The 16,847-nt window shown below is 67.3% G+C and carries 20 protein-coding genes and 1 pseudogene; 9 read left to right on the forward strand and 12 right to left on the reverse strand.

The genetic code is table 11. From position 1 onward, the window contains the following. Nucleotides 1–196: 196 nt before the first annotated feature. Both LGN10_RS11770 and LGN10_RS11775 read left to right on the forward strand, forming a co-directional pair. Nucleotides 197–1,327: a 3-deoxy-7-phosphoheptulonate synthase gene (locus LGN10_RS11770; RefSeq protein WP_059581668.1), complete on the forward strand. Its 1,131-nt coding sequence runs from the start codon at nt 197–199 to the stop codon at nt 1,325–1,327. 403 nt (nt 1,328–1,730) lie between these two features. Then, a complete protein-coding gene (locus LGN10_RS11775; protein ID WP_059581669.1) occupies nt 1,731–2,159 on the forward strand; it encodes a PRC-barrel domain-containing protein in 429 nt (142 codons plus the stop codon). A 61-nt stretch (nt 2,160–2,220) separates the two neighbouring features. Here the strand turns inward: LGN10_RS11775 and LGN10_RS11780 are convergent, their stop codons facing one another. From LGN10_RS11780 to LGN10_RS11815, 8 genes and pseudogenes are all read right to left on the reverse strand, one after another. Further along, the gene (locus tag LGN10_RS11780; RefSeq protein ID WP_060317800.1) at nt 2,221–2,973 is read right to left on the reverse strand and encodes an SDR family NAD(P)-dependent oxidoreductase; all 753 of its coding nucleotides are present in this window, start codon (nt 2,971–2,973) and stop codon (nt 2,221–2,223) included. Between the two features lie 40 nt (nt 2,974–3,013). After that, the gene (locus LGN10_RS11785; RefSeq protein ID WP_226223450.1) at nt 3,014–3,529 is read right to left on the reverse strand and encodes an Ohr family peroxiredoxin; all 516 of its coding nucleotides are present in this window, start codon (nt 3,527–3,529) and stop codon (nt 3,014–3,016) included. 20 nt (nt 3,530–3,549) lie between these two features. Further along, nucleotides 3,550–4,305, reverse strand: a complete 756-nt coding sequence (locus LGN10_RS11790; RefSeq protein WP_226223452.1) for an SDR family oxidoreductase — start codon at nt 4,303–4,305, stop codon at nt 3,550–3,552. 205 nt (nt 4,306–4,510) lie between these two features. Next, a complete protein-coding gene (locus tag LGN10_RS11795; RefSeq protein WP_059581680.1) occupies nt 4,511–5,524 on the reverse strand; it encodes a LysR family transcriptional regulator in 1,014 nt (337 codons plus the stop codon). 109 nt (nt 5,525–5,633) lie between these two features. Continuing rightward, on the reverse strand, nt 5,634–6,038 hold the full coding sequence (locus LGN10_RS11800) for a cupin domain-containing protein (RefSeq protein ID WP_059644407.1): 405 nt from the start codon (nt 6,036–6,038) through the stop codon (nt 5,634–5,636). 73 nt (nt 6,039–6,111) lie between these two features. Further along, a complete protein-coding gene (locus LGN10_RS11805) occupies nt 6,112–6,591 on the reverse strand; it encodes a carboxymuconolactone decarboxylase family protein (protein ID WP_059581685.1) in 480 nt (159 codons plus the stop codon). 192 nt (nt 6,592–6,783) lie between these two features. Then, a complete protein-coding gene (locus LGN10_RS11810; protein ID WP_226223454.1) occupies nt 6,784–7,668 on the reverse strand; it encodes an RNA polymerase sigma-70 factor in 885 nt (294 codons plus the stop codon). A 77-nt stretch (nt 7,669–7,745) separates the two neighbouring features. Beyond that, nucleotides 7,746–8,138, reverse strand: a pseudogene (locus LGN10_RS11815) (diaminopimelate epimerase); the annotation flags it as partial. 269 nt (nt 8,139–8,407) lie between these two features. Between LGN10_RS11815 and LGN10_RS11820 the strand changes: the two are divergent. The 3 genes from LGN10_RS11820 (at nt 8,408) to trhA (ending at nt 11,523) form a co-directional block, all read left to right on the forward strand. After that, complete coding sequence (locus LGN10_RS11820; RefSeq protein ID WP_059581690.1) at nt 8,408–10,486, forward strand: carbon starvation CstA family protein; 2,079 nt, start codon at nt 8,408–8,410, stop codon at nt 10,484–10,486. Between the two features lie 12 nt (nt 10,487–10,498). Continuing rightward, nucleotides 10,499–10,705: a YbdD/YjiX family protein gene (locus LGN10_RS11825; protein WP_027781714.1), complete on the forward strand. Its 207-nt coding sequence runs from the start codon at nt 10,499–10,501 to the stop codon at nt 10,703–10,705. 197 nt (nt 10,706–10,902) lie between these two features. Next, entirely contained in the window at nt 10,903–11,523 is a 621-nt protein-coding gene (trhA, locus tag LGN10_RS11830; protein ID WP_059581693.1) for a PAQR family membrane homeostasis protein TrhA, read from the forward strand. Between the two features lie 58 nt (nt 11,524–11,581). On the opposite strand, the gene LGN10_RS11835 is transcribed toward trhA, so the two are convergent. Further along, nucleotides 11,582–12,007, reverse strand: coding sequence for a nuclear transport factor 2 family protein (locus tag LGN10_RS11835; protein WP_226223463.1), 426 nt, complete (start codon nt 12,005–12,007; stop codon nt 11,582–11,584). A gap of 120 nt (nt 12,008–12,127) precedes the next feature. Further along, the gene (locus tag LGN10_RS11840; RefSeq protein WP_226223465.1) at nt 12,128–12,481 is read right to left on the reverse strand and encodes a DOPA 4,5-dioxygenase family protein; all 354 of its coding nucleotides are present in this window, start codon (nt 12,479–12,481) and stop codon (nt 12,128–12,130) included. A gap of 175 nt (nt 12,482–12,656) precedes the next feature. Between LGN10_RS11840 and LGN10_RS11845 the strand changes: the two genes are divergently transcribed. The 4 genes from LGN10_RS11845 (at nt 12,657) to LGN10_RS11860 (ending at nt 14,481) form a co-directional block, all read left to right on the forward strand. After that, nucleotides 12,657–12,833: a hypothetical protein gene (locus LGN10_RS11845; protein ID WP_226223466.1), complete on the forward strand. Its 177-nt coding sequence runs from the start codon at nt 12,657–12,659 to the stop codon at nt 12,831–12,833. Between the two features lie 136 nt (nt 12,834–12,969). Then, entirely contained in the window at nt 12,970–13,347 is a 378-nt protein-coding gene (locus LGN10_RS33665) for a hypothetical protein (protein ID WP_319001227.1), read from the forward strand. Between the two features lie 223 nt (nt 13,348–13,570). Next, a complete protein-coding gene (locus tag LGN10_RS11855) occupies nt 13,571–14,050 on the forward strand; it encodes a hypothetical protein (protein ID WP_226223474.1) in 480 nt (159 codons plus the stop codon). Nucleotides 14,051–14,220: 170 nt separating this feature from the next. Next, complete coding sequence (locus LGN10_RS11860) at nt 14,221–14,481, forward strand: hypothetical protein (RefSeq protein ID WP_059644394.1); 261 nt, start codon at nt 14,221–14,223, stop codon at nt 14,479–14,481. Nucleotides 14,482–14,637: 156 nt separating this feature from the next. Here the strand turns inward: LGN10_RS11860 and hpnH are convergent, their stop codons facing one another. Together hpnH and ispH are read right to left on the reverse strand one after the other, a co-directional pair. Next, on the reverse strand, nt 14,638–15,798 hold the full coding sequence (gene hpnH / locus LGN10_RS11865; RefSeq protein WP_006480287.1) for an adenosyl-hopene transferase HpnH: 1,161 nt from the start codon (nt 15,796–15,798) through the stop codon (nt 14,638–14,640). Nucleotides 15,799–15,810: 12 nt separating this feature from the next. Then, the gene (ispH, locus tag LGN10_RS11870; RefSeq protein WP_059581714.1) at nt 15,811–16,752 is read right to left on the reverse strand and encodes a 4-hydroxy-3-methylbut-2-enyl diphosphate reductase; all 942 of its coding nucleotides are present in this window, start codon (nt 16,750–16,752) and stop codon (nt 15,811–15,813) included. Nucleotides 16,753–16,847: the final 95 nt, after the last annotated feature.

A 16,847-nucleotide genomic window follows, 5' to 3' on the forward strand; every position in this document is an offset into this window, starting at 1 on the left:
TGGTCACCACGCCGCGCAACGCGGCGAACCGCGGGCGAACCCTTGCGACACGCCTTTTTTGCCTCGTTTTGACGTCGGCCGCATTCCCGCGGCGGCGCTCGCCCGCCTTCCCCTGCCGCAAGCCGCTACCGTTTCGCGCGAGTGCCATAATCGAGCCTGCCCATCATTCCAGACAGACGTCCCCCGGAGAATCACCATGCAGAACCTCGACAATCCTTCCCACGATCGCGAGGTAGGCAGCGCCGACGCGACGCAGGACACCACGCGCATCGACGACGTGCGCATCGGCGCGGTGCGCCCGCTGATTTCGCCCGCGCTGCTGCTCGACGAACTGCCGGTGCCGGCCGCCACGCAGACGCTCGTCGAAGACACGCGCCGCGCGATCGGCGACATCCTGCACGGCCGCGACGACCGCCTGCTGCTCGTCGTCGGCCCGTGCTCGATCCACGATCACGACCAGGCGCTCGATTACGCACGCCGGCTGAAGGCGGCCGCCGACGCGTTGAAGGACGACCTGCTGATCACGATGCGCGTTTACTTCGAGAAGCCGCGCACGACGGTCGGCTGGAAGGGCTACATCAACGATCCGCGCCTGGATGGCAGCTTCCGCATCAACGAAGGGCTGCGCGCCGCGCGGCAACTGTTGCTCGACATCAACGCGCTCGGCCTGCCGGCGTCGACCGAATTCCTCGACCTGCTGAGCCCGCAGTACATCGCCGACCTGATCGCGTGGGGCGCGATCGGCGCGCGCACCACCGAGAGCCAGAGCCACCGTCAGCTGGCGTCGGGGCTGAGCTGCCCGATCGGTTTCAAGAACGGCACCGACGGCGGCGTGCAGGTCGCGTCGGACGCGATCGTCGCCGCGGCTGCGAGCCATGCGTTCATGGGGATGACGAAGATGGGGATGGCCGCGATCTTCGAGACGCGCGGCAACGACGATGCGCACGTGATCCTGCGCGGCGGCAAGAACGGCCCGAACTACGACGCCGAGCACGTCGAAGCAAGCTGCGCGGTGCTGCGCAAGGCCGGATTGCGCGAACAGGTGATGGTCGATTGCTCGCATGCGAACTCGAACAAGTCGCACGAGCGGCAGATCGAGGTGGCGCAGGATCTCGCGCGGCAGTTGGGGCAGGGCGAGCATCGGATCGTCGGCGTGATGGTGGAGAGCCATCTCGAAGCCGGCCGACAGGACCTGAAGCCCGGCGTGCCGCTCAAGTACGGCGTGTCGATCACCGATGCGTGCCTGAGCTGGACGCAGACGGAGCCTGTGCTCGACGTGCTGGCCGACGCCGTGCGGCACCGGCGAACGTATTCGCGCAATGCGTGACGCCGCGTGGTCCGATGCGCCCCGAAGGCCGGGTATGCGTTTCGTGAGGTTGTCCCGATCGGCAGGCCGCGGCGCCATTTTTCGGGGCCGCTCGCTCCACTTGTCCGCACGATCGTTGATCCGGATCCGGCTCGCCCCATCTGCCGTGTTGCATCGTGAACGCACGATCCGGCGAATGCCGCTACCATGAAAGACGTGTTGCTCGCCGCAGTCCGGCCACGCCGGTCCGCCACGCACACGCGCAGTGGCGGTGCGGCCGGCCGTCACGCGACCGACGAAGCGCGGGGCGGCCATCCGTGGGGCGGCCATCCGCGGGGCGGCCATCCGCGGGGTGCCCACCGATCAGCCGTTGTGCCCGCTTCGCGCCCGGAATCCACAACAACCGCACCGGAGTGCATGAAACATGAAGTTCTACAAGACCCTCATCGCAGCAACCGTCCTCGCCTCGAGCGTCAGCGCGCACGCGCAGATCGCGGGCGCGCAGCCGATCAGCGTGACCGTCGAGCAGTCGCAGGCGCTGCTCGAAGGCTGGAGCGTGAAGAAGAGCGTGCTCGGCAAGACCGTATACAACGACGACAACCAGAAGGTCGGCAAGGTGCGCGACCTGATCGTCGCGCCGGACGGCTCGGTGTCCGCCGCGATCGTGTCGGCCGGCGGCTTCCTCGGCGTGGCCGCGCATGACGTCGCGGTGCCGATCGCGTCGCTCGACGTGCGCAACGGCAACATCTACCTGCCCGGCGCGACGAAGGAGGCGCTGAAGGCCACGCCGGCGTTCCAGTACGCGAAGGTGCCGTCGCCGCCGAAGCCGAAGAAGGTCGACGAAAAGCACTGATCCTCCATCTCGCGCGTCACGCGTCGCCCGTCGCGACGGGTGACGCGCGTTCCGGCGACGGTCAGGTTGCGTCGAGCCCGCCGTCGACCGTGATTACCTGCCCCGTCATCCATGCCGCCTGCGGCGACGCCAGCGACACGATCCAGCTCGCGACGTCCGCGGGCTCGCCACGCCGGCCGAGCGGAATGCGCGCGCGCTCCTGCGCCTTGATCGCTTCGATGTCGGTTTCCGACAGCTTCATCCGTTCCGACAGGAAGTCCGTTTCCGTCGGGCCCGCCGCAACGGCGTTCACGCGCACGCCCGCCGATGCGAGCTCGAGCGCCCAGCAGCGCGTCAGATGCTCGAGCGCGGCCTTGCTCGCCGCATAGTGCGACAACAGCGCCGCAGCCTTGTGTCCGAACGTGCTCGACACGTTGACGATGCTGCCGCGCGCCGCTTTCAGATGCGGCAGCGCGGCGGTCGCGAGCATCGACGGCCCGAGCGTATTGACGCGGAAGATCGCGCTGATCGCGTCGAAGGTCGCCGACTCGAGCGGCAGGATCGCCCCCGCGCCCGCATTGTTGACCAGCACGTCGAGCCGCCCCGCCAGTGCGACCGTTTCGTCGATCGTGCGCATGGCGTCGGCCGGATTGCCGGCGTCCGCGACCACGTAGTCGATGCCCGGCGCGCTGCGCGCGGCGGCGGAAAGCGCCTCTTCGCGGCGGCCCGTGATGACGACGCGCGCCCCTTCGCGCGCGAACGCGACGGCCGCCGCCCGCCCGATGCCGGCGCCGCCGCCGGTAATGAGGACCACCTTGTTGTCGAATGACTGCATGACTCCCTCGTGAAGACGATGGGTGGAACGTTCGCGCCGTCTAGCGTTCGGGCGCATCGTCCGCCGGCGCAAGCGCCACGATGTGGCTGATCCCGTCGTGCGCCATCTTCGTATACGGACAGAAACGCTCCGTATTGCGGACGAGTTCTTCCGCCAACGTGCGTTCGACGCCCGGCAGCCGCACGCGAATGTTCGCGTTCAGCATGAACAACCCGTCCATCGGATCGCGGCAGAAGTCGATCGATGCGGACACCGTCGCGCCGGCGATCGCTATGCCCGCCCGTGCGGCCAGCAGGCTCAGCGCGCCGTGAAAACACGCCGCATAGCTCGCGGCGAACAGTTGCTCCGGGTTCGGGCCGTCGCCGGGCCCGCCCAGCGCGGACGGCAGGCGCAGCGTGACCTCCAGGCGCCCGTCGTCGGAACGCGCGACGCCCGATGCGCGGCCGTGCTCGGCCTCGCCGCCCGTGACGGTGACCGTCGTCGAGTACAGCGTCTGCGGTTCTCGGCCGCGATACCGGTCGAGCAGCGACAGCGGCGGCGGGCGCAGCGGCGTCATGGTGTGCGATCCGGCGGTGGTCAGCGCGCGAGCGCGTGCTGCCGGAACCACGCGTCGAAGGTCGTCGCGCCGAGGCGCGCGCCGGCCGCCGGCACGAGCGTGTCGTCCTGCAGCACCGCGCCGAAGTAGTCGGCGTCCGCATCCCGCGTCACCGTGCGCGCGTCGTGCGCGGCCGACAGGAAACGTTCGACCAGATCGGCGATCCGCACGCGCTCGGGGCCGGCGATCTCGACGATGCCGTTGCGCGGCGCATCGAGCGCGAAATCGGTCACGGCGGCCGCGACGTCGTCCGACGCGATCGGCTGGAAGTGCGCGGTGGTCAAGCGGACCGTGTCGCCTTGCGCGCCAGCCTGCGCGATCGCGCCGACGAATTCGAAGAATTGCGTCGAGCGCACGATCGTGTACGGCACGCCCGCTTCGCGGATCAGGTTTTCCTGAACGATCTTGCCGCGGAAATACGCGCTCTGTTGCAACCGGTCGGTGCCGACCACCGACAACGCGACGTGATGGCGCACGCCGGCCGCACGCTCCGCGGCGAACAGGTTGCGTCCCGACGCCTCGAAGAATGCCTTCACGGCCGCTTCCTCGAACGACGGCGAATTCGCGAGATCGACCACGACCTCCGCGCCGGCGAGCGCGTCGTCCAGCCCCGCACCCGTGATCGTATCGACGCCCGTCGACGGCGCTGCCGCCACCGCGTCGTGGCCGCGTGCGATCAGGTTCCTGACGACCTTGCTGCCGATGAGGCCGGTACCACCAATGACGACGATCTTCACGATTGCTCTCCTTGAACGGGCGCGCGACATGCGCGCCGCTTGAACCTGCCGAAACCGGCGCCGATCGCGTTCGCGCGATCGGGCCGCCGCCTTGCCGAGCGGCGCCGCGCCATATGCGCGTGCCTGCCGAACAGCCCGCATCGTAGGCATGCGCCGCGCGATCCGCCAGTGTCCTGCAAGCCCTCACCATGTTGCCGCGAATGCATCAATCGACCGCCTCCAGCGGCGCCGTCGTCGTCATGGTCGTCATCGTCGCCGGGCAGTGCAGTTCGCGCGCACGCGTCTGTTCGATCATGTAGTCGATGAACACGCGGATCCGCGTGGGCAGGTGCTTGCGGCTCAGGTAACAGAGATAGTGGCCGCCGTCGTCCGGCGCGTGCTGGCCGAGACAGCTCACCAGCCGGCCGTCGGCGAGCAGGTCGCACACCTGGTACGCGGGCAACTGCGCGATGCCGAGCCCGTCGAGCGCCGCCTGCACGACGAGATCGATGTCGTTGAACGTGTGATGCGCGGCGATCTGGCGCTGCTGCGTCACGCCGTCGATCCTGAATTCCCATTCCGTCACGCGGCCCGATGCGGTGCGCAGGTTGATGCAGCGATGCCGCTCGAGATCGTCGACGTGGCGCGGCAAGCCGTGCTGATGCGCGTACGACGGCGACGCGCAGACGATCATCTGCATCGGAATCAGCCGGCGCGCGACGATCGCGCTGTCCTCCATGCGGCCGTCGCGAAACGCGACGTCGATGCGGTCGGCGGAGAAATCGACGGGCCGGTCGTTCAGCAGCAGTTCGAGCGTGATGTCCGGATACTGCGCATGGAAGTCGCGCAGCAGCGGCGCGATGACCTTGCGGCCGAAGCCCGGCGTCGCGCCGATGCGCAGGTGCCCGCTGGGCGGCCCGCTGCGCAGCTCGCGCATGTCCTCGAGCGCCTGCGCCAGATGCTCGATGCCGGGCCGGCAGTTTTCGTAGAAAAGCTCGCCTTCGCGCGTCAGCGACATGCTGCGGGTGGTGCGCTGGAACAGGCGTGCGTCGAGCCGGTCCTCGAGCCGCTGCACGTGGCGGCTGACCGACGAGCGGCCGACGCCGAGGCGGTCGGCGGCGCGCGCGAAGCTGCCCTCGGTGACGACGGCCAGGAACGTGACCACGCCGGCGTAGCAGGTCGAGAAGCTGCGCGCGAACGGGTCGTCGGCATCGGGGCGGCGGATGGAGGTGTCGGGCATGGTGGCGCTGGAATCGTGGTGTCCGTATGCGACTAGACGTTTCAGCGCTGCCGCCTGTGACACCGCCCGCCGCATTTTTTCAAAAAGGTCGCGGCGGCGTGCGAGCCGGCTATTTTTCCGGCACGAGCACGGGCGCGCCCTTGTCCTTCAACAGCAGCACGATGAACTTCGCGGGCCGGGTCTGGCTCGCGTTGCGTCCGACCGTGTGCAGGTCGTTCGGGCCCTCGTAGAAGGTCTGGCCCGGTTTCAGCGTGACGGGCTCGCCGCCCTTCACCTGCATCACGATCGAGCCTTCGACGACATAGACGAACGCGTCGGCGTGGTGGCGGTGAACCGGGTCGACCGCGCCGGGCGGGTATTCGACCGAGATCATCTGGGCTTCCTTGCCCGGATAGTCGTCGAGCGGCTTCGTCATCAGCGTCGTGACGATGGCCGAGGGCGCCGCATGGGCGGCGCCGGCGGTGGCGGCCGCGACCAGGAGCGCGGACGCGACGGCATGTTTCAAGCGAATCATGGGATGTATTCCAGTGACCGCCGCCGGCAGGCCGCCGGCGGCGAAGAAGGGCGCCCGCGACCGGGCGAGGGCGTCAGGCGAGATTGGCCTTGTCGAGGCCGTAAGCCTTGTCGGCCGAACCCGGAGCGGTGCGGAACGCCACGTTCGCGCGGTTCCAGCCGTTGATCGCCATCACTTCGAACGTCAGGTCCGACAATTCCTTTTCGGAGAACTGGCCGCGCACGCGATCGTAGACGTCGTCCGGCACGCCGTGCTCGGGGAGTTTCGTCAGTATTTCGGTCCAGGCCAGCGCGGCCCGCTCGCGCGGCGAGAACAGCGTCGATTCGCGCCACGTCGCCAGATGGTGCAGGCGCAGTTCGCGCTCGCCGTGAAGGCGCGCTTCCTTCACGTGCATGTCGAGGCAGAACGCGCAGCCGTTGAGCTGCGACGCACGGGCCGATACGAGATCGCGGATCGATTCCTCGATCGCGCTGCCGCGCAGCAAATTGCTGAGTTCGAGGAACTGCTTGAACAGCTCGGGCGATTGATGCATGTAGTTGAGACGCTGCGTCATGATTTCTCCTGGCGACGAAGAGGCTGGCCCGCGTGGTGCGGGTGTCGTGGGCGGCAGGGCGCCGCGCGAAATCATCTTAGGAGGGTGCGCCGGTACGCGGTAGCCACGCACAGGGACGCATCGTGTTGCGCGCGCTGCATCAATCCGCGCTCGACGGCGGGTGCGGCCGGCGCCGGCGCGGGGACGCGCAAGTCAGCCGGCCGCGCAGGCGGCCGCGATCCGCGCGAGCTTGTCGGGGTTGCGCTGCACGAGAATCCGGCCGATGCGCGCGCCGTCGGTCTCGAACGACATCGCCGCTTCGAGTTGCCCCGCGATGAAGCGCAGCATCGCCCATTCGCCGTTCAGCACGACCGGCCGCATCTCGACACCGCTGCCGCAGCGCAACCACGTCGCATAGAACAGTTGAGCGATGCGGCGACCGCCGACCAGCGGTTTCGGGAAACTCTGGACCTTGCCGCCGCCATCGCCGATCAGCATCGCGTCTTCGGCGAGGAGCGCCTGGATCGACGGGAAATCGCCTTGCGCGAGCGCGTGCGAAAAGCTCTGCAGCAATTGCCGGTGGGTTTCGCGCGGCACGACGTGGCGCGGCCTGTCGGCGTCTCGCAACTGGGCCTTCGCGCGGCTGACGAGCTGCCGGCACGCGGCTTCGGATTTGCCGATCGCGTCGGCAATCTCGTCGTAGTCGGCATCGAACACTTCGCGCAGCAGGAACGCCGCGCGCGCTTCCGGCGTCAGCCGTTCGAGCAGCAGCAAGTACGCGACCGATACGTCGTTCGCGCGCTCGGTCATTTCCTCCGGCGTGGCAGGCGATTCGCCGAGCTCCGGCTCGGGCAGCCAGATGCCCGTGTAGTGTTCGCGCCGGAGCTTCGCCGCGCGCAGGCGATCGATCGACGTCCGCGTCGTGACCGCGACGAGCCAGGCCTCGGCGTTCTCGATGCGCTCGCGCGCCGCGTCGTGCCAGCGCAGCCACACGTCCTGCACGATGTCCTCGGCGTCCGCGATCGAGCCGAGCATCCGGTACGCGATCTTCTGCAGGCGCGGGCGCAACGCGTGGAAGGTTTGTGCGTCGTCGGTCATCACAGCCACACCCCGTTGAACCCGAACGTCACGTGCCCGCTCAGGAACACGCCACCGGCGCTGTTCCATCGAACCGTCACGTCCTGCCAGCCGAGCCGCGGCGCGCCCATTTCGACCTCGATCAACCCGTCTGTATCGTGGGAACAGTGCAGGCGCCCGCGATTCGTGCGCAGCACGACCGACGCCGCGCCGGTTCCCCGCCTCAGCTTTTTCCACGCGACACCGCGCGTCGCGCTGCCGCAGGTATCGAGCGCCGAGCCGTCGGGGTTCCGGAACGCGACGCGGGCGGCTGCATCGTCGCAATCCGACCCAACCGCGAGCGCGTTGGAGCCGATGCCGCGATGCCGACCGCCGATACGTCGCACGAGGTCGCGATCGACACGATGCGCGGGATCGTGCCCTTGACCACGCAGGTTGACGATGACGAAGTCATCGCCATTCGCGTTCGTCTTCTGAAATGCAATCGGCATGGCGGTTCCGGAATGGGGGCAGGCAAATACTGTACGTGGCTCGCCGGTCGTGAGCAATCGTGGCCTGACGGCGGGCATGTGACAGCGACTACGTAATTCTACGTAGATCCTCATACGTAGTTATCCGCTTGTAAGCGGCCCCCGTCGCGCGGAATACTACGGCCCATCGCCGCGGCTTCAGCGAGGCTGCGGCACGACGCATCGACGTCACGCGGGTTCGGCTTTCGGGCCGCATCCACTCAAAAACACATTGGAGACCAGGAGACGCCATGAATCGGGCTTCCAGTACCCTGCTCTGGATCGCGGTCGCGCTACTCGGCGCGTTCGCATTCGGCACGATCGCACTCGCGCACGGCGAGCGCGTCAGTGCCCTCTGGATCGTGATCGCCGCAGTCTGCGTGTATCTGATCGCATATCGCTTCTACAGCCGTTTCATCGCCAGCAAGGTCATGCAGCTCGACGGGCTGCGCATGACGCCGGCGGTCAAGTACAACGACGGCCTCGACTACGTGCCGACCAACAAGTACGTGCTGTTCGGCCATCACTTCGCCGCGATCGCCGGCGCCGGGCCGCTGGTCGGCCCCGTGCTCGCCGCGCAGATGGGCTATACGCCCGGCATGCTGTGGATCCTGGCCGGCGTCGTATTCGCCGGCGCCGTGCAGGACTTCATCGTGCTGTTCATCTCGACGCGCCGCGACGGCCGCTCGCTCGGCGACCTCGTCAAGATGGAACTCGGCACGGTGCCCGGCGTGATCGCGCTGTTCGGCGCGTTCCTGATCATGGTGATCATCCTCGCGGTGCTCGCGCTGATCGTCGTGAAGGCGCTGACGAATTCGCCGTGGGGCACGTTCACCGTCGCCGCGACGATTCCGATCGCGCTGTTCATGGGCGTCTACACGCGCTACATCCGCCCGGGCCGCATCGGCGAAGTGTCGATCATCGGCTTCATCGGGCTGATGGCGGCGATCGCGTTCGGCCAGAACGTGGCCGCCTCGCCCACGGTCGCCGCATGGTTCACGTTCAGCGGCACGCAGCTCACGTGGATTCTCATCGGCTACGGCTTCGTCGCATCGGTGCTGCCGGTGTGGCTGCTGCTCGCGCCGCGCGACTACCTGTCGACGTTCCTGAAGATCGGCACGATCCTCGGCCTCGCGATCGGCATCCTGGTCGTCGCACCGGAACTGAAGATGCCCGCGCTGACGAAGTTCGTCGACGGCACGGGCCCGGTGTGGTCGGGCAACCTGTTCCCGTTCCTGTTCATCACGATCGCGTGCGGCGCCGTATCGGGCTTCCACGCGCTGATCTCGTCGGGCACGACGCCGAAGCTGATCGACAACGAAACCAACGCGCGCTTCATCGGTTACGGCGCGATGCTGATGGAATCGTTCGTCGCGATCATGGCGCTGGTCGCCGCGTGCGTGATCGAGCCGGGCATCTACTTCGCGATGAACGCGCCGGCCGCCGTGCTCGGCTCGACGCCGGAAGCGGTCGCGAACACCGTCACGCAATGGGGCTTCGTGCTGACGCCCGACATGCTCACGCAAACCGCGAAGGCCGTCGGCGAAACGACGATCATCGCGCGCGCGGGCGGCGCGCCGACGCTGGCCGTCGGCATGGCGCACATCCTGCACCAGGTGATCGGCGGCGAAGCGATGATGGCGTTCTGGTATCACTTCGCGATCCTGTTCGAGGCGCTGTTCATCCTGACGGCCGTCGACGCGGGCACGCGTGCGGGCCGCTTCATGCTGCAGGATCTGCTCGGCACGTTCCACCCGGCGCTCAAGCGCACCGAGTCGCTGCCCGCGAACCTGGTCGCGACCGGGCTGTGCGTGGCCGCATGGGGCTACTTCCTGTACCAGGGCGTGGTCGATCCGCTCGGCGGCATCAACACGCTGTGGCCGCTGTTCGGCATCTCCAACCAGATGCTCGCCGCGATCGCGCTGGTGCTCGGCACCGTCGTGCTGTTCAAGATGAAGCGCGAGCGCTATGCGTGGGTGACGATCGTGCCGACCGCGTGGCTCCTGATCTGCACGCTGACGGCCGGCTGGCAGAAGATTTTCGACGCGAACCCGAAGGTCAGCTTCCTCGCGCACGCCGCGAAGCTGCAGGCCGCGGTGGACGAAGGCAAGGTGCTCGCGCCGGCGAAGTCGATCGCGCAGATGAAGCGGATCATCTTCAACGACTACATCGATGCGGCGCTGGCCGGGCTGTTCATCTTCGTCGTCGTGAGCATCGCGGTGTACGGCCTGCTCGCCGTGCTGCGCGCGCGCCGCGAATCGAAGCCGACCGTGCGCGAGACGCCGTACGAAGCGATGCCGGCCGCGCAGGCGCTCGGCAGCGGACGTTGAGGAGAGGCCGCGATGTTTACCGATCTCGGCAGCGACCTGCGCAGCGCGGGGCGTTACCTCGGGCAGGCGTTGCGGCTGATGGTCGGCCTGCCCGACTACGACACCTACGTCGCGCACATGCGCGAAACCCATCCGGACCGCGAGCCGATGACGTACGAGGAATTCTTTCGCGAGCGTCAGAATGCGCGGTACGGGTCGGGAGCAGGGAAATGTTGCTGAACCGGCCGTTGCAATGACCTGACGAATCGGTCCGGTTGACGAAACGGAAGCGCCGCGATGGATGTCGCGGCGCTTTTTTTGCGCCGGCCGGCGGCGCATGGCGCTCGCACGCCGTTTGCCCGGGCGCAGCACGGGCTATCCGGCCGCCGGTATCATAGGGCTCCCTCTTTTCCCGATGGACCGCAGGAGAACACGTCGTGCATGTCGGTGAGCGTTTCAACAGCATTTCCCATCTCGTCGGCGCGGTGCTGTCGGTAGCCGGCCTCGTGGCGCTCGTGACGATGGGCGCGCTCGAAGGGGACCCGTACAAGGTCGTGAGCTTCAGCGTGTACGGCGCGATGCTGATCCTGCTCTACGCGATCTCGACGGCGTATCACAGCGTGCGCAAGCCGCGCCTGAAGGCGATCCTGCAGAAATGCGACCATGCCGCGATCTACCTGCTGATCGCCGGCAGCTACACGCCGTTCACGCTGGTCACGCTGCGCGGCCCGTGGGGCTGGTCGCTGTTCGGCGTGAGCTGGGGGCTCGCCGTGTTCGGCATCGTGCAGGAGCTGACGCTCGGGCGCCGCACGCGCCTGCTGTCGATGATCCTGTACGTGCTGATGGGCTGGCTCGCGCTCGTCGCCGTGCGTCCGCTGATTCATGCGCTGCCGCCCGTGGGCACCGCGTGGCTCGTGGCCGGCGGCGTGATCTACAGCGCGGGAATCTACTTCTTCATCAACGACGAACGCATCCGCCACGGGCACGGTATCTGGCACCTTTTCGTGCTGGCCGGCAGCCTGTGCCAGTTCGTCAGTGTCGCGATGTATGTCGCGTGAGCGGCATGGAGCGTCGGGCAGGTGACGTCCGCGCGTGGCCAGCCGGCCCCAGCATGCGCTACGGGCGCGAGGCGGCCCGCAGCGCGTTGAACCCGGCCCATCCCCAATACACGCGATGATGCGCGATCAGCCCGTCGCGCAGATCCATCACTTCGACGAGATCCACCTGATCGCCGTCCGGCGTTGCGCGCGGGTACTCCCAGACGAGCTGGCGGCCGTTCGAGAAGAACAGCCCGGTCCGGTACCAGCGCCCGAGCCGGTTGTCCGGATCGCGCAGGCCGGCCGCGAGGAAGGCGCCGATCGCGGCCTTGCCGTGCAGCACGCCCGAGCCGTGCGCGGGCCGCGTGGCGACGACGAGCGGCGTTTCGAGCACCGCGTCGTCGGCATACAGCGACATCAGCGCGTCGAGGTCGCGGGCGACGACGGCGGCGTGCCAGTCTTCATGGATGCGTCGGGCGTCGGCGTGGGTGTCTGCGGGTGTCATCGCGGGTTTCCGGAAGTCGATCACGGAAACCACTGTAGAGGCGCGCCGCCGCCAGACGTTTCACGTCGACCCGAAACGTGAATGCCTCGCCGCGGCGAAGGCGGCAGGGCGCGCCGGCCGTTAGCTGGCCAGCGCGTCGAGATTCAGCGTATACGACTTGCCGATCCACATCGCGCAATCGCGATGGTCGCGCAGGTCGTCGCCGGTATTCGGATGCACGAAGATGTCGAGCGCGCCGTGGTTCAGCACGAGCCAGGGCACGATGTCGTCGAATCGCGCGGCGCCGAACGCGATCTGGTACGACCACGCCGGATGCGGGCCGACGAGGCGTTCGTGAAAGCGGCCGAGTTCGATGACCGCGCCGAACCGCGCGTCGACGACCTGGCGAAACGCCCAGGCCGCGTCGCGGCTCGCCGCATCGAAATAGACGTGCGCGTGCCAACTGTCGATGGCGGTAATGTCGAGAGCGACCATGGAGAGGCTCGATTAAAAATGAAAACGCCTGAGATGCCGTGTGAAACGGCTGATGCGTGATTATCGCGCGTCCTTGCGGCATGCGTCGTGTCCCGATCCGGCAGGCCGACGCGGACGATTTGTCCTGCATCAGAAGAATCGGCTGATCGGATGAAATCGTTTCGGCGGTATCCGCATGCGCGACATCACGCCAAAGCCTTGTCTGCAGGCGCGCCGGCCGGCATCGCGCCGGCAACACGTCATTTCGGAAATTGAAAGAGCGGTATGTGCGCCGAGCCGGATCGCCGGTAAGAATCCGATCAGGTCGTTGAATGAAATAAAGAAATTCCGTTTCGAATGGATTCGCGAATGACGCGGCTCATGCGCCGAATGCGCGGCTGAAAATAACAATTGCGGATTCGGCTATTCAACCGGGATGCGGCCCGACATACGATGATTTCAACGCATCGATGCTGGATCGATGCGGGGACAACCATCTGGAGGCCATTATGCGATCCCTCGTTCCCGTTGCCGTTCTTTCTTGCGCACTCGCTGCGTTGCCGGCCGTTAGCTTTGCGCAGTCGATCGGCGTCGCCGACACCCCGAATGCCGCGCCGTTGACCTGGTCGGCGGCGCGTGCCGAAACCGATGCGCAGCTCATGCAGATGACGCGCGCCGGCTATCGCGCGACGACGGCCGGCAACCAGAACTATCCGCTCGCGATGCAGCGTGCGCTCGAGCGCGTGAACAACCCGGTGCCCGACCGGTGGCGCGACGAGAAGGCCGCGATGGAAGCGCGGGCGGCCCGCGACGCGCAGAGCGGCCATCCGGTGAAGGCGTTCTTCGTGAAAACCGCGTACTACCTGAAGGGCGACAACACGTTTTGATGCGGGAGACGGACATGGCGTGCCCGAACCGATTGTTCGGCGTGTTGCGTGAGCTGGCGATACGCAGGCTGCCGCAAGCGAGCGCGACGCGACGGCGCGCCGATGTGCGCGGCGTGCGACGTCGGGCGCACGCCCTGCGCGACGCGGGCCGCTGCGCGCGCGTGTGCCGCAGCGCGTGGCCGGGGGCGGCGGCGAACGACGCATGCGCGAGCGAGGGCGAATCATGAAGGTTGCCCGAAAAGGCCGGCGCCATCCGCCGTTGACGCGCGAATGGCTGCTGCCGCTGCCGCTCGCGCATGCACGCGACATCTCGCTGAAATGCCACATGGCGCTGGTCGCGCTGCGCGGCGAGCACGGTAGCGAAGCGCTGCTGATGCGGCTGCGCACGAGCGTGTATCTGGTCTTCCTCGCGCTCGACGACGCGGTCTCCCCCGATGCGACCATCGCCCTGTGCGTCGACGCGGAGCGCGTGCTGGACGCGAGCGCGGCGCGCGCCGCGCAAGGCGGTGCATGGACGCTGCACGCCGACGAATGCGGGGTGCTCGAACGCGTGCTCGCCGCGAACGACGCGTGCGTCGCGACGCTCGCGCGGCATCGGCTGGCGGAGCTGTGGCGTCATGTCTGCACGTTCGCTTCCGCCGAACAGTCGGGATTGGTCGCGCAGGCCGCGACGAAGATGCGGGAGCCAGCCATTCTGCATTGAACGGCTGCCCGACGGCCGCGTTTCATACGTGTCCGATTCCATCGCGCGGCCGCGCGCCGTCTAATGGCATGACTGGAACCCGGCGTGGCCGGGGGACGACAATCCATCCTCGCGTTCGCGGCGATCGTGCGTGTCGACGCGAACGCATTCGTTTTCGGTCAGGAGGAGCGATGGCGCTATACAGGAGCGGCGGCTACTTCACGTGCGGAAGTGGGCGCGCATTCAGCGAGAACCTGCCGCCGGGCAGCAGGGTGACGGTGGCGGGCATCTACCGATGCACCGTGTGCGGCGACGAAATCGGCATCGCGAAATCACAGAGATTGCCGTCGGAGGAAGCGCATCGGCACGATCTCGACCCGCCGTCCGATCCGCTGCTCGATCCGGGGCCGACCGCGTGGCAACTGATCGCCGCTGCGGAGTCGCGAAGCTAGGCGACGGACGTTCGTCCCCGCACGTACACGTACACGTGCAAGCGCCACGCGTCGCACGGCGTCCGACAAAACAAAAGCGCCACGGAGCGAACTCCGTGGCGCTGCTTCGTTGCGTGGCCGCTGCGACGGCGCGAACCGCCGCGCGGCGAAACGCGCTTAAGCGGCCGTTGCCGACTTCGCCGGCTTCTGCAGCTTGCCCTTGCCGGCGCGCTGGATTTCCTCGAGCTTGATCTCGACGTGGCGCGAGAACACGTACTCGGCCGGACGCTGCTTCGCGATCGAGATGTCCGGTGCGAACGGGCCGTCGGTCTTGATGCCCTTGCGGCTCACGCGCAGCGCCTTCAGCGGGTTCGAGATCGTGTCCATCACGGCCGTGGCCTCGAAGCCACAGTGGACCATGCAGTCCGCGCACTTCTCGTAGTTGCCGACGCCGTAGTTGTCCCACTCCGTCGTTTCCATCAGCTCCTTGAAGGTCTTCACGTAACCTTCGCCGACCAGGTAGCACGGCTTCTGCCAGCCGAACACCGTACGCGCCGGGTTGCCCCACGGCGTGCACTTGTACGTCTGGTTGCCGGCCAGGAAGTCGAGGAACAGCGACGACTGGCTGAACGACCAGCGCTTGCCGCCTTCGCCGCGCTTCAGGATTTCGCGGAACAGGTTCTTCGTCTTGTCGCGGTTCAGGAAGTGCTGCTGATCCGGCGCGCGCTCGTACGCGTAGCCCGGCGACACGGTGATGCCGTCGACGCCGATCGGGCCCAACGTGTCGAAGAACTTCGCGACGCGCTCGGGGATCGCATCGTTGAACAGCGTGCAGTTGATGTTCACGCGGAAGCCGCGGCGCTTCGCTTCCTTGATCGCCGCGACCGCCTTGTCGTACACGCCTTCCTGCGACACGGAATGGTCGTGCATGTCCTTGTCGCCGTCGAGGTGGACCGACCAGACGAAATACGGGCTCGGCTGGTAGTCGTCCATCTTCTTTTCCATCAGCAGCGCGTTCGTGCACAGGTACACGAACTTCTTGCGCTTCATGATGCCCTTGACGATTTCCGGCATCTCCTTGTGGAGCAGCGGCTCGCCGCCGGCGATCGACACGACGGGCGCGCCGCACTCGTCGACGGCCTGCAGGCATTCCTCGACGGAAAGACGCTGGTTCAGGATCGGATCCGGATAATCGATCTTGCCGCAGCCGTTGCACGCGAGGTTGCAGCGGAACAGCGGCTCGAGCATCAGCGCGAGCGGATAGCGTTTGTTGCCGGACAGGTGCTGGCGCACGATGTAGGCGCCGACACGGACTTGCTGGAGCAGCGGAATAGACAAGGGATGTCCTCCTTAAACTTCGCGGGCGACAGCTTGCGTGAGCTTCGCCGGCAACTTGAATTCGACTTTTTCTTCACGGCCCGCCATCGTCGCGACCTCGACGGGCCCCAGCGCGCGCAGCGCGCCGATTACATCCTCGACCATTTCCTCGGGCGCCGACGCGCCGGCGGTCAGGCCGACCGTCTGCACGCCCGCGAACCATTCGGCCTTCACTTCCGAGCCGTCGGCGACGAGATAGCTCGGCACACCGCTTTCGGTGCCGATCTCGCGCAGGCGGTTCGAGTTCGAGCTGTTCGTCGCACCGACGACGAGCAGCACGTCAACCTGTTCGCTCAGCTCGCGCACGGCGGCCTGGCGATTCTGCGTGGCATAGCAGATGTCGCGCGTGTCCGGGCCGACGAGGTCGGTGAACCGGCGCTGCAGCGCTTCGATGATGCCGCGCGTGTCGTCCACCGACAGCGTGGTCTGCGTGATGTACGCGACCGGCGTGTCGACGGGCAACGTCAGCGTATCGACTTCGGCCTCGCTCTGCACGAGGATCACCTCGGCCGGAATCTGGCCGATCGTGCCCTCGACTTCCGGGTGGCCCGCGTGGCCGATCAGGATCAGCCGGCGGCCCGCCGCGACGTACTGGCGGCCTTGCACGTGCACTTTCGTGACGAGCGGGCAGGTCGCGTCGAGCACGTCGAGCCCCCGCGTTTGCGCGTCGCGCTCGACCGTCTGGGCGACACCGTGCGCGCTGAAGATCGCGACAGCGCCGTGCGGCACCTCGTCGAGTTCCTCAACGAATCGTGCCCCTTTATTACGCAGATTTTCGACGACATGCCGGTTATGCACGATCTCGTGACGCACATAGACCGGCGCACCGTGCTGTTGCAGCGCGCGATCGACGATCTCGATCGCACGGACAACCCCCGCACAAAAGCCGCGGGGCTGGGCAAGGATGACTCGCATAGGTGAGCGAACTCCGACGACAGACGCCGGGGTTCGAGGCGCTGGCACGCGCTTGCTCGCCCCGGCTTGATGTTATGAAGGCAGGAACGAACCGG

This window comes from Burkholderia sp. AU32262, assembly GCF_020419985.1.
In the GTDB taxonomy this organism is placed as follows: Bacteria; Pseudomonadota; Gammaproteobacteria; order Burkholderiales; family Burkholderiaceae; genus Burkholderia; species Burkholderia semiarida.